This window comes from Winogradskyella echinorum (assembly GCF_014297365.1).
GTDB classification, from domain to species: Bacteria; Bacteroidota; Bacteroidia; order Flavobacteriales; family Flavobacteriaceae; genus Winogradskyella; species Winogradskyella echinorum.
The window spans coordinates 47,926-60,848 of record NZ_JACOQD010000007.1; the positions used below are offsets into that span (position 1 = coordinate 47,926).

Sequence of the window (12,923 nt, forward strand, 5' to 3'; positions counted from 1 at the left end):
TCTGTTACTTTAAAAATTCTATTGAAACGTTATTTTTACTTAAAAGTTCATTTTCTTTAGCTAAATCATAAGCAGATTCTTCAAAATCTGTAACCACATCTTTCTTAGCATTGTGCTTAAGTAGAAACTTTAAAATGGAATCATCTTGAGCTTTCATAGCCGCTAAATGTAAGGCTGTATTACCTTCATTATTTTTAGCATTAATGTCTTGACCCATAGTTATCGCTAATTTTAATAACGCTAAACTATTTTTCTCAACAGCCAAGTGAAACCAAGTATTTCCGTTTTTTTGAACTGCGGATAAATCGACTGTATTATCTTGAAGTAATTTCATCTTCTTTGTAAATTCATCTTTGTTTCTGTCTGAATACGAATTCACTAAGTAATATGCTAAATTATTGCCTTCAGCATCTACAATATTAGTATCATATCCTTTTTTTATGAGGAATTCTACAACATCCGTTTTATTGCCTCTAACGGCTAATGTTAAAGCCGATTGACCTTTTTTGTTTTTAGCATCGTACTCCTTTAAATTTTCGGTTAATAGCTTCACTATTTCGAAATCGTTTCTCGATGCCGCATTCATTACTGCATTATTGCCATTAAAATCTTTAGTACTTACATCTAAACCTTTTTCTAACAAATAATTAATTACGGCTATATCTTTACTTCTTGATGCTAAAATGTGTAATGGATTTACACCTTCTTCATTAGAAATGTTTGGATTTAAACCAACGCTTTCAAGATATTTATAAACGTCTAAACCGTTTGTTTTTCCTCTTGTTCCAGAGGCCGCAAATAAAAAGGCTTGGTCTGTTCCTTTTATACCTTTTTCTAAAAGCGCGTTCATTAATGCAATATTGCCCGTTTTAGCCACATAGTTAAAAATACCGTTACCCTCATTATCAACACTATTTATGTCTAATCCTTGAGATTGAAAATATGTTGTCAATGCCAAATCTGTATCAGTTGGTACAGCCAATAACAAGGCATTTGCACCATTTGGATTTGTCTTTTTAATGAGATCTGAATTCTTATTAATTAAGAGATCATATACTTTTGTATTCTTTTGACCAGCTCCAGCTGCAAAATTAATAATGGTATTCCCTTTATCGTCCGTGATATCAGTTTTTGCACCATTTTTAAGAAGGTAATCTACCAATTGTACATTGCCTTTATAGGCTGCCCAAAAAATATAGGTTCTCCCATCGTGAGTTAACTTATTGACATCATTGCCCTTTTGAGATATTAAATACGTAATAGTCTCTAAAGGTGCATTTTGCAAGGTTGCATATACAACTCCATCAAAATTATTGCTATTAGCTTCACTAGGATTGTTACCTTCTTTTATTTTAGTCTTAACAGTTTCTACACTTGGTTTTGTATCCCAAAAATCGCGTTTTAAAAATACGTTCTCTTGAGAAAACCCTTGTGCAAAAATTGCAATTAAGATAAGTGCGAAATAGTTTTTTAAATGTTTCATGTTACTTCTTTACAAAAGATTCTATAGTTATATTTATTTCTTTTTCTTCTGAAACCTCATCTGCAAATAAATGCTTGTATAATGGTTTATTATCTACTTTAGTTTCTAAAACTAAATCTTTATCTCTTCCGTAAACCTCGTCCCATTTACGTCTTACTTTAGCCCACTTTTCTTGATTAGCTTTCCACCAATCTTGTGCAGCTTGGCATCTACTATCATCTACCTTTACATAGGTATTGTATCCTTTTTCGTTAGCTAAAACCACATCTTCTTTTCCTTTTTCTCTAATGACTTTAGCGTTATCTTGGTCGTGTACCCAACCATAATCAGTGATTTCTTGGCGGTTTCCTCTTAGAGTTACGTTATAATCGCTTCGTTTAGTATATTCTCTTCTTGGTAAAGGAGCAGTAGTTGTATTTTCCCAATAACTTTTACCATCTACATGTACCCAAGTTGAAGAGCCTTCGTAACGTGGACTATCATCTACCTGATACACTTTTTGCGTCCACTGCCCTTTTACATCTGCCTTAGATTTGTTTTCAAAAACCCATTCATTATCTCCATTATACATGTAAAAATCTGTGTTTTCGAATAACCAATCTTGTCTCCAATGCTTTACAATATGTGGACTATCTGGTCGTCCTACTTGTAATAAATGTTGAATTGAAATTTTATTATCCTCATCCTCTACTAGTTGCGCCCACTCTAAACCTTTATCTACTTTGGTTTTTGATGGTTTGTATAAAGAGTCTTCACTAAAAGAAAAGGTTTCTGTAAAGTTAAATGTGACCTCATAACATCCGCACATATCTTTAATTGCGTTTTGATCTTTTTGTTTTTTTTCTTGCGAATTCCCTGATAATGAAAGGGCTAAAAACGCCAATGAAAATGCTACTATTTGCTTCATGAAAATTGATTAAAATTATTTTTAAAAATTTCTATTCTTATTTAGACTGATTTAAAATAAGATATTATATTTGCGACAAATTTATCAAGAATGAGTCTAAATAAAAATAATTTTCTAATTTATTTTTTACTTTTTTTTCAAACACTAATATTTACTCAAGAAAATAAGAGTGCCATAGATAGTGTTAAGACTGAATCCTTAAATGAAGTCGTTGTAACAGGTCAATACAACCCTACTTCTATTAAAAAATCGGTACATAATGTTATCGTTATAAACAGAAAACAAATAGAACAAGTAGCTGCTAATAACCTAGCAGACTTACTAAACTTTAATCTCAATCTTACCATTATACCTAATGCTCAAACGGGTCGCTCTACCATTTCATTCTTTGGTTTAGATGCTCAATATTTCAACATTTTGGTGGATAATATTCCATTAGTTAGTGACAATGGCTTAGGAAACAACATCGATTTAACCCAAATAAATCTAGATGATATAGAACGCATAGAAATTGTTGAAGGTGCAATGGGAGTTGAGTATGGAGCCAATGCGGTTTCTGGCGTTATAAATATTATTACTAAAAAATCTATTGATAATGATTGGCGCATTCAAGCTTATATACAAGAAGAAACTGTTAGCGATGAGTACGAATGGTTTGAAAAAGGCAGACATATACAATCCTTAAGTATTGCTCATAACTTTAATGACAAATGGATGGCTAAAATCGGAGCTAACCGAAATGATTTTGCAGGTTTTTTTAATAATAGACAAGGCCAAGACTATTATCAGAATGATGGCTTAAGAGGCTACGAATGGCTACCAAAAGAACAGTTAAATACAAATGCATTATTAACATATAGAGGTGACAAATTTAGATTGCTGTACAAGTTTGAATACTTTAATGAGCAAATTAATTTCTATGATGCTTCTGTTAGAGCTAATATAGATACCCAATCTCAAACAAGTAATCCCTCTGCTACTGATAGAATTTTTACAACCAATCGTTTTGTAAACAATTTAAATATCGATGGATACTTAAACTCTGGTGCCAATTATAACATTGCGCTTTCTTACCAACAGCAAGAACGCGACTTAAATGAGTTTAACTATTATATATTAACTGAAGAGCGTAGCAACGAAACTGACGAAACTTACCAATCTAGTAAAGTCTTGTTTTCTAAAGGGACGATAGGAAACTTGGTGAAAAGTGATTTTTACAATTTTCAATTGGGTTATGAAGCACGTTATATTGAAGGTTTTGACACTCAAGCTTCAGGAAGTGTAACACAACAAGATAAATCCAATAAACAAACCAACTTAGCCTTTTTTGGCTCTTCGGAATTAAGTTTAACTGATAAATTTTCATTGAGACCTGGTTTGCGTTATGAGTACAATACGATGTTTAAGTCCAAAGCAATGGCTTCATTGAGTGCACGCTATTTAATGAATAAAGGTTTTGAGTTACGCGGAAATGTTGGTACCTCATACAGAACTCCAAATTTTGAAGAGCTTTACTACTATTTTGTAGATTCTAATCATGATGTTAGAGGAAACGAAAATTTAAATCCAGAAAATGGTTTTTCGGCATTCGTTAATTTAAAGAAGAGAAGTTGGTTTAATAACCTTTCTTTAATAAACAACTTAAAGTTTAGCTATGTAGATGTCTCTGATAGAATTGATTTAGCCGTTGTAAATACAACTCCATTACAATATCAGTATATCAATATCGATAAATTTAAACTCTGGAGTGTGTCATTAGAAAATGGCTTAAAGGCTGAAAATCTAAGCTTTAACTTAGGTGCTACGTTTCAAGGTATTTCTAGAATTAATTCTAACGAAGCAAATGGAAATGATAATTTTCTCTACAATTTTCAAATTAATACAAGCGCATCCTATTTTGTAAAACCTTGGGATACATCCTTCACCTTATTACTAAAATATAACGGAGAGCAAGAACAGTATATCATTTCTGGTTCTGATACAGACGGAAATTCTACATTTTCTAAAGCAACAACTGACGCTTATAGTTGGTTAGATGCTTCAGTGAGAAAATCATTTCTAAACAATAAAATAGATGTCACGTTTGGTGGCAGAAACTTATTAGATATAACCAATGTTAATGTTAGTAATGGCTCAACTGGCGGAACACATGCTGCTGACAACAGCTCGCTATTACTAGGATACGGACGATCTTTTTATTTAAAATTATTATATAACCTAAATTTTTAAACACTAATTATTATGACGAATAAATTTTTAAAACTAGCCTTATGCTTATGCGTTGTTGCATTTTCAAGCTGTAGTTCAGATGATGATGCTACTGGACCAATAGACATCACAATTGAAGGAGCAGTCGTAGCGCCCGAAGTAGGAGGCCCAAATCAACAGAATCAAGTTTATATAGATTTAAGCACTAACACTACCACAGTTGTACAACGCGACTCTTGGGATTTAGGGTTTTATTCTGGTAACGAATTTAGAGTTTCTATCAATGGTTCTATTGCAATGGCTGTTGCAGAACTTTCTTCAACAGATATAGATGCTATTAATTCATCAACACAAGAAGTTCAAGATTTACAACCGCAAGTAGCCGTTGGTACTTTTGATAGTGGCAATGTAGCCTTTGTTGATGCCTTTGATGGATCTATTAATGGTACAGCAATTGAAGAAATTTCTACAACTGATACTGAAAACAATGTGTATTTATTAAATCTAGGTAATGCTGTTGGCACTGAAACTCCTGCTACAGGAAGTGTTGCTCTAAATGGAGATGCTAGAGGTTGGAAAAAAATTAGAATACTTCAAAACGAAGGAGATTACGTATTACAATACGCCGATTTAGATGCTATTACGCATGAAGAAATTACAATTTCAAAAAGTTCTGACACTTCATTTACATTCTTTAGTCTAGATACTGAAACTATCTTAAACGTAGAGCCTGCTACTGAAAACTGGGATTTAAACTTTACAACATTTACAGATGAAGTTTTTGCAGGTCCAGACAGTTACGGAGCTTATTTTTATGGTGACTTTGTAGCTTCTAATAGTAATGCTAATGTTGGTATCTATGCCATAGATACAGAGGAAAACACCGAATTAACCTATGATAATTTTACAATTTCTGATGTAGTAACAACTAATTTATCTTCAGATCAAAGAGCAATAGGTAGTAGTTGGAGAAATGGTGGAGGTCCAAGTTCTTTACCATCTTTAAAAGAAAATGTGTTTTATATTATTAATGATGCTAATGGCAATCTTTATAAATTAAAGTTTATAGCTTTAACGAATGAAGCTGGAGAACGTGGTTATCCTGAATTTGTTTACAGCTTACTACAATAAACATATAATTTACTAAAAGTAATAAAAAGTCCTTATTGAATCAATAAGGGCTTTTTTTAATGATACTTCGTAAATATTTTAGTAGCCTCATTATAAGAACTCTCAAAGCTCATGGCATTTAAGTCATGGGCTTTTTTTTGTGTAAAGTAAGACAACATTTTCTCGGTTGGCATATTGCCTGTAAGGTCATCTTTAGCCATTGGGCAACCACCAAAACCTTGTATAGCTCCATCAAAACGTCTGCAACCCGCTTTATAGGCAGCATCAATCTTTTCGAACCAAGTGGTTGGTGTAGTATGTAAATGCGCTCCAAATTCTATATGAGGATAAGCTGGAATTAAGTTAGAAAACAAATAATCAATATTCTCAGGATCAGAGCTACCAATTGTATCACTTAAAGATAAAATTTTTACTCCCATTTTTGCTAAGCGTTCTGTCCACTCACCTACAATATCAACATTCCAAGGGTCACCATAAGGATTACCAAAACCCATAGAAATATACACTACAACTTCCTTGTTGCTCTTGTCTGCAATTTCTAATATTTCAGAAAGTGTTATTACAGATTGTGCTATAGTTTTGTGCGTGTTACGCATCTGAAAGTTTTCAGAAATAGAAAACGGAAAACCTAAATAATCTATTTCCTTATGGACTGATGCGTCGTTTGCACCTCTTGTATTAGCAATAATTGCCAACAATTTACTTTCGGTTTTACTTAAATCTAATTGTGCTAAAACTTCAGCAGTATCAACCATTTGCGGAATGGCTTTTGGTGACACAAAGCTTCCAAAATCTATAGTATCAAATCCTACTCTAAGTAAAGACTGGATATATTGCACCTTCTTTTCAGTAGGTATAAAGTCCTTAATACCTTGCATGGCATCTCTAGGACATTCTATGATTTTTACGGCTTTGTTCATTGGTTCAAATATACATTAATTGATAGTGAAATCGAACTTGAATTTAATTTTGAATATTCAGAATAGTATAAAAACTGCAATCCCAATAAACACAATTATCTGAAGCCACTTTAAGACTAAACCAGAGTTTTTGTGATTTAAAGTATAAGCCTTAATCTGACCTGCTAATAAAGCTATTAAAGAAAAAATTACAAATGAAACTAACATAAATACAAATCCTAGAATATAAAACTGCCAAACCGTACTCATAGACTCACTAAACAAAAAACCAGGAAAAAATGCTAAAAAGAAAATTGTCACTTTTGGGTTTAAAACATTCATAAAAAAGCCTTGAACAAAAAGCTGTTTCAAACTTTTCTTAGGCACATTTTCAGAATCAAAATTAAGACTAGCGTCAGATGTATAGACTTTGTAAGCGAGATATAAAAGGTAAATAGCGCCTAAAAGTTTAATACCAAAAAATATATTTTCGTTTGCAGATATAATCGCAGAAATGCCAAATGCTAATAACGTAGTATGAATTATACAGCCAGTAATTAGCCCACACACAGTAGCAATACCATAGGCTTTACCATTTGTAATACTTTGTACAAGGACAAAAATATTGTCCGGTCCTGGCGAAATTGCCAAAGCTGATGTTGCCAATGCAAATGATATGAGGATGTCGTAATTCAACATTAAAATTTGCCCTAAAATACATCAAAACAAAAATATTTGGTAAGGTCTTAGCAATAAAAGCGACACAAATAGATAAAAAAAGCAATATGAAAAAAACTACACTTATCTTATTTATTACAATTCTGTTTCTAAATAATAGCTTAGCGCAATCCACAGCTACTTATGATATTAATTTTACTAGCGTATGGAATTCTAATGATCACGGCACATTACCTAGCAATGCACATTGGTCTGACTTAGTAGGAGCTAACCATAATAATAATGTTACATTTTTAGAAATGGGAGGTACTGCAACAACTGGTATAGAAAATGTTGCAGAGCTTGGATCTAATACAGTGTTTAATTCTGAAGTTCAAACTGCTATAAATGCTGGTAATGCTGAGCAATGGTTAAGTCAATCTTTTTCACCTTTTGCTGCAATTAGCTCCGCTACCTTAAGTAACATTGTAGTTTCTGAGGATTATCCACTTTTAACGCTCGTATCAATGATTGCACCTAGTCCAGATTGGATTATTGCTGTTAATGGTCTTAACTTATGGGATACAAATATGAATAAATGGAAAGAAACATTTACCGTAGATTTATTTCCTTATGATGCTGGTACTGAAGAAGGATTTGGCTACTCTGGAAATAATGCCGCTACAAATCCGAGAGGTGTTATAACAAATATTGCTGGCGCAAGCGGTTATCCATTTAATTCTGAAAAAATAGGTACATTGACCATTACATTTAAAAGTACAACACTAAGTACAGATGATATTGAAAGCATTAATGAAGTTAAAGTATTTCCTAACCCAAGCAACACAGGAATAATTACTGTTAGTAATTCTAACTTTTTAAAACAAATAGAAATTTATGATGTCTTAGGTAAGCGAGTAAAACAAATATTAATTAATCCATCTAACAACGATCAACCTATTGATGTTAGTAACCTTAGAAAAGGAGTTTATATTCTTAGATTAACTGGTGAATCTGAAAGTATAACTACAAAAAAGTTAATTCTAAACTAAGAGTAACAACAATGTTAAAATATATAAAAAAGCGCATTTAATGCGCTTTTTTTAATAATGCTTTATTGATATCCTTAATGAGTTTTGGCCCTTCATAAATAAAGCCAGTATACAGCTGAACTAAATCTGCACCAGCCTCTAATTTTTCTAAAGCATCTTTCGCAGAATGTATGCCTCCTACTCCAATTATAGGAAATGCTTTATTACTTTTTTCAGCCAAAAACCGAATTACCTCAGTAGAACGATTGGTTAAGGGTTTACCACTTAATCCTCCCATTTCAGTTTTGTTATTACTTTTTAATCCTTCTCTAGATATGGTTGTATTCGTAGAAATAACTCCATCAATTTTTGTAGTTGAAACAATATCTATAATATCTATTAATTGCTCATCCGTTAAATCTGGGGCAATTTTTAAAAGTATAGGTTTAGTCTTTGGTTTTTGAAAATTTAAAACCTGTAAGGCTTTTAAAAGTTGGGTTAAAGGTTCCTTATCTTGTAATGCTCTTAAGTTTGGAGTATTTGGCGAACTCACATTTACCACAAAATAATCTACATAATCAAAAAGTGCATTAAAACAGATTTCGTAATCATTAACAGCATTTTCGTTTGGCGTCACTTTATTCTTACCGATATTTCCACCGATTAAAACTCCTTTGTTTTTCTTTAATCTTTCTACTGCTTTCTCTACTCCACCATTATTAAAACCCATTCGGTTTATTATAGCCGAATCTTCCTTAAGTCTAAACAAACGATTTTTAGGGTTGCCATCTTGTGGCTTTGGTGTTAACGTTCCTATTTCTACAAAACCAAAACCAAAATTAGAAAGCTCATTATACAACTTTGCATCTTTGTCAAAGCCTGCTGCTAAACCAACAGGATTCTTAAATTTTAAACCAAATAATTCACGCTCCAACCTTTTATCTTCAACCAGATATAAGCTTTTAAATAAGCTTTTCATACCAGGGAATTTTGATAATGTTCTAATTAATGAAAAGGTGAAATGATGAATTTTTTCTGGGTCGAAACAAAAAAGTAATGGTCTAATTAATGCTTTGTACATGAGATGAGTTTTGCAGTGCAAAAATAAGCCAAATACAATCAAAATAAAAGAAACACAACTGAGACTTGCGCTTTAAAAAAGCGTTGGTTATTTTTGAGTATATTCAAAAAAAATCATGATAGAGAAACAACATATTATAGACCGATTTATAAGCTACGTAACTATAGATACAGAATCTGACCCAAATTCTGAAACCACTCCTAGCACAGTTAAACAATGGGATTTAGCCAATAAATTAGTAGAAGAACTAAAAGCCATTGGTCTTAGTGATGTTACTATAGATGACAATGCTTACATTATGGCAACATTACCAAGTAATGTAGAACATGCTGTACCAACTATTGGGTTTATCTCTCATTTTGATACCTCACCAGATTTTACTGGAGCCAATATAAAACCTCAAATTGTAGAAGATTATGATGGTAAAGACATTATGCTTAATGCAGAGCAAAATATAGTATTATCACCAGATTACTTTGAAGATTTACTACAATACAAAGGTCAAACTCTAATTACTACAGATGGTACAACACTTTTAGGAGCTGATGACAAAGCCGGAATAACAGAAATAGTTTCGGCAATGGAATATCTTATCAATCATCCCGAAATAAAACATGGCACTATAAAGGTTGGTTTTACTCCAGACGAAGAAATTGGAAGAGGTGCACATAAATTTGATGTAGAAAAATTTGGTGCAGACTGGGCTTATACCATGGATGGAAGCCAAATTGGCGAACTAGAGTACGAAAACTTTAATGCTGCAGGAGCTGTAATTAAAGCCAAAGGCAAAATTGTACATCCTGGTTATGCTAAAGGGAAAATGGTAAATTCTATGTACTATGCCTCTGAGTTTATAAATGCATTACCACGATTAGAAACACCAGAACATACAGAAGGCTATCAAGGTTTTTTTCATTTGCATAATATCTCTGGTAAAGTAGAAGAAACAACACTACAATACATTATTAGAGACCACGATAAAGACAAGTTTGAAGCTCGAAAAGCGTTAATGAAAAAAATAGTTCTAGACCTCAATACTAAGTTTGAAGCTGAAGTTTTTGAAATAGAGATTAAAGACCAATACTTTAACATGAAAGAAAAGTTAGAACCTGTAATGCACATTGTAGATATTGCTGAAGAAGCTATGAAAGCATTAGACATAAAACCACTTATTAAACCTATCAGAGGCGGTACAGATGGTTCTCAACTCTCGTATATGGGTTTACCTTGTCCAAATATTTTTGCAGGAGGACACAATTTTCATGGACGCTATGAGTATGTGCCTGTAGAAAGTATGCAAAAAGCTGTAGAAGTTATATGTAAGATTGCTGAATTGACAGCTTCTAAAGCTTAAATAAAGTTTAATTGTTTTTTTGAAAAAGTGCATATTAACGCCTTTAAGAATAGTTATGTACCAATCTTATAGAAAGTGTATAATAACTTATTAATATGTTGGTATATCTGTACTTTTTTGGCTATGTTTATATATACTAACGTTGCCAGTAATTTAAGAAACCCTCGAAATGAAAGAACAAATCGAACGCATAAAAGCAAAATTTGACCAATTAAAACAGTTGGATAAGGATTTTGAAGTGTTCGGTTCTGAAAAGCATAAATACTTGTTTAATCCAACAAAATCGGAAAAAGAATTAATTGCTTTTGAGGAAAATAACAGCATAAAATTACCAGTGGAGTATAAAGAATTTTTAATGGAAATCGGAAATGGTGGAGCTGGACCGTATTACGGATTGGAGCCGATTGAAAATGGACTTTTTGCTGACCTAGATTATAAAGATAAAAGTGACCTAAATGACTTATCTAAACCTTTTCCTCATTCCGAACATTGGAATCTGGATTTCGGAAAAGTAACTGACGAAAACGAAGACGAATATTTTAAGCAAAAAGACGAAGAATATTATCAAAATAAATGGGCAAACGGACTTTTGAGAGTTTCGAATTTTGGTTGCGGAGTTTCAATGAATTTAGTTGTTAACGGAAAAGAATACGGAAATTTATGGGTTGATGACAGATGTAACGAACAAGGAATTTATCCTAATCCTTACATCGAAAATCGAGATAGAATAACGTTTCTCGATTGGTATGAACATTGGATTGACAATGAACTGAAAGAAAAAACTACTGGCAACACCGTGTATAATTAATTGCTTGGGTCACTGCCGACTTACGAAAATTCCGCTGGAATTTTCTATCTGTGATTTGTTTGCTAAATTAGTTGCTTAAACACGCAACTAACCATACACAACAACGTTATCTCTAATTATGAAAAAAAACATCGGAAAATTAATTTTATTATTTGCTCTGATTTTTAGTCAATACAATTTCAGTCAAAATTCCGATGAAATAAAAACTTTTGAAACTCAAGATGGAAAAACGATTAAATTACTACCGAACAATAGAGTTTTATTTGAAGTAAGCGAAAAAATAAGTTATCCAGATAGCACAAATGTAATAAGAACAACAAATGACGGAAAAAAAATATGCGGACTTCGAATTTCGTACTTACTTCACCAGAGTTATGGTTTTTATAGATATGACGGACAGAATATAGTCTTAACATTTCAGGATGAGAATCCTATCGAAAAAATAGATATAAACACTACGGACACAAAAATAAATGAACAACAAACTCTTGTTAGAGTAAAAAAAGAATTCGATACATTTTTTGACTTAAAAGTATATCAAGAAGATAAAGAACTATGCAATATTCTTTCTTTTGGAGAGAGTTGCAATTTTACAATTGAAGATACCAAAAAACCTTTGGTATTGGATTATAATGGCAATCTGAAAACTATCAAATTAAATTTGGATAAAGAAATAGAAATAATTGTTTCAATAAACGATTTAAAAGGCAACAACCAAATTAAAAACGAAAGTTTAGTTTATAATATTAGCGAATTGATTGAAAAATAACTAGAGATAACAATGTGTATAATTCATTGCTAGTTATAGCGTACTTACGAAAATCCTCGCGGATTTTCTATACGGTTTGTATTTGCTAAATTAGGTGCTTAAACAACGCAACTAATCTTATACAAAACCGTTGTGTGCAATTAAAATAAACAGATGTACGAGAAATTAACATATAGTGGAAATGAATGCAATAACTATTTGTATTTCTCTTTTGATGCCGAATATTTCGACACCAAAAAAATAACGGAGGAATTAAATATTGAGCCAACTTCTGTTATGATGAAAAAAGAGCCTGTTCCAAAATCAACCGCTTGGAAATATCAAATTGATGCAGGAAACGAAATTGATTTGGAAAATTATCTTGAAAAACTGATTGATATAATTGAGCCCAAAATAGAAATCATAAACCGACTGAAAGAGAAATATAATTTAACAACCAGAATACAATTTGTAATCGACATTGATATAAATCCAGAATCTTCTACGCCATATTTCGGACTGAATAAAAGAACGATTGAGTTTTTAGCCAAAACTGGAACTGAAGTAGACTTTGACCTTTACAAAGCCGACACAATTGGATTATTAAACAACTAAT

General features: G+C 32.2%; 12 protein-coding genes. 7 read left to right on the forward strand and 5 right to left on the reverse strand.

Annotated features, from left to right (window positions below):
- Positions 1 to 4: 4 nt before the first annotated feature.
- Positions 5 to 1,483 (reverse strand): ankyrin repeat domain-containing protein, encoded by a 1,479-nt coding sequence (locus H8K90_RS15970; RefSeq protein WP_186846995.1) that lies wholly within the window; start codon positions 1,481 to 1,483, stop codon positions 5 to 7.
- 1 nt (position 1,484) lies between these two features.
- On the reverse strand, positions 1,485 to 2,390 hold the full coding sequence (locus tag H8K90_RS15975) for a DUF6607 family protein (protein ID WP_186846996.1): 906 nt from the start codon (positions 2,388 to 2,390) through the stop codon (positions 1,485 to 1,487).
- A 90-nt stretch (positions 2,391 to 2,480) separates the two neighbouring features.
- On the opposite strand from H8K90_RS15975, the gene H8K90_RS15980 reads away from it, so the two are divergent.
- Together H8K90_RS15980 and H8K90_RS15985 are read left to right on the forward strand one after the other, a co-directional pair.
- Positions 2,481 to 4,619: a TonB-dependent receptor plug domain-containing protein gene (locus H8K90_RS15980; protein WP_186846997.1), complete on the forward strand. Its 2,139-nt coding sequence runs from the start codon at positions 2,481 to 2,483 to the stop codon at positions 4,617 to 4,619.
- A 12-nt stretch (positions 4,620 to 4,631) separates the two neighbouring features.
- On the forward strand, positions 4,632 to 5,729 hold the full coding sequence (locus tag H8K90_RS15985; RefSeq protein WP_186846998.1) for an HmuY family protein: 1,098 nt from the start codon (positions 4,632 to 4,634) through the stop codon (positions 5,727 to 5,729).
- A gap of 56 nt (positions 5,730 to 5,785) precedes the next feature.
- Here the strand turns inward: H8K90_RS15985 and H8K90_RS15990 are convergent, their stop codons facing one another.
- Together H8K90_RS15990 and H8K90_RS15995 are read right to left on the reverse strand one after the other, a co-directional pair.
- Entirely contained in the window at positions 5,786 to 6,649 is an 864-nt protein-coding gene (locus H8K90_RS15990; protein ID WP_186846999.1) for a hydroxymethylglutaryl-CoA lyase, read from the reverse strand.
- Between the two features lie 57 nt (positions 6,650 to 6,706).
- Entirely contained in the window at positions 6,707 to 7,327 is a 621-nt protein-coding gene (locus H8K90_RS15995; protein WP_186847000.1) for a LysE family translocator, read from the reverse strand.
- Positions 7,328 to 7,413: 86 nt separating this feature from the next.
- Between H8K90_RS15995 and H8K90_RS16000 the strand changes: the two genes are divergently transcribed.
- The gene (locus H8K90_RS16000) at positions 7,414 to 8,337 is read left to right on the forward strand and encodes a T9SS type A sorting domain-containing protein (protein WP_186847001.1); all 924 of its coding nucleotides are present in this window, start codon (positions 7,414 to 7,416) and stop codon (positions 8,335 to 8,337) included.
- A gap of 37 nt (positions 8,338 to 8,374) precedes the next feature.
- Here the strand turns inward: H8K90_RS16000 and H8K90_RS16005 are convergent, their stop codons facing one another.
- Entirely contained in the window at positions 8,375 to 9,397 is a 1,023-nt protein-coding gene (locus tag H8K90_RS16005) for a quinone-dependent dihydroorotate dehydrogenase (RefSeq protein ID WP_186847002.1), read from the reverse strand.
- A gap of 115 nt (positions 9,398 to 9,512) precedes the next feature.
- On the opposite strand from H8K90_RS16005, the gene pepT reads away from it, so the two are divergent.
- The 4 genes from pepT (at position 9,513) to H8K90_RS16025 (ending at position 12,922) form a co-directional block, all read left to right on the forward strand.
- Positions 9,513 to 10,751, forward strand: coding sequence for a peptidase T (pepT, locus tag H8K90_RS16010; protein ID WP_186847003.1), 1,239 nt, complete (start codon positions 9,513 to 9,515; stop codon positions 10,749 to 10,751).
- Positions 10,752 to 10,920: 169 nt separating this feature from the next.
- A complete protein-coding gene (locus H8K90_RS16015; RefSeq protein WP_186847004.1) occupies positions 10,921 to 11,559 on the forward strand; it encodes an SMI1/KNR4 family protein in 639 nt (212 codons plus the stop codon).
- Between the two features lie 118 nt (positions 11,560 to 11,677).
- On the forward strand, positions 11,678 to 12,328 hold the full coding sequence (locus H8K90_RS16020) for a hypothetical protein (RefSeq protein WP_186847005.1): 651 nt from the start codon (positions 11,678 to 11,680) through the stop codon (positions 12,326 to 12,328).
- Positions 12,329 to 12,481: 153 nt separating this feature from the next.
- Positions 12,482 to 12,922: a DUF4279 domain-containing protein gene (locus H8K90_RS16025; RefSeq protein WP_186847006.1), complete on the forward strand. Its 441-nt coding sequence runs from the start codon at positions 12,482 to 12,484 to the stop codon at positions 12,920 to 12,922.
- Position 12,923 lies beyond the last annotated feature (1 nt).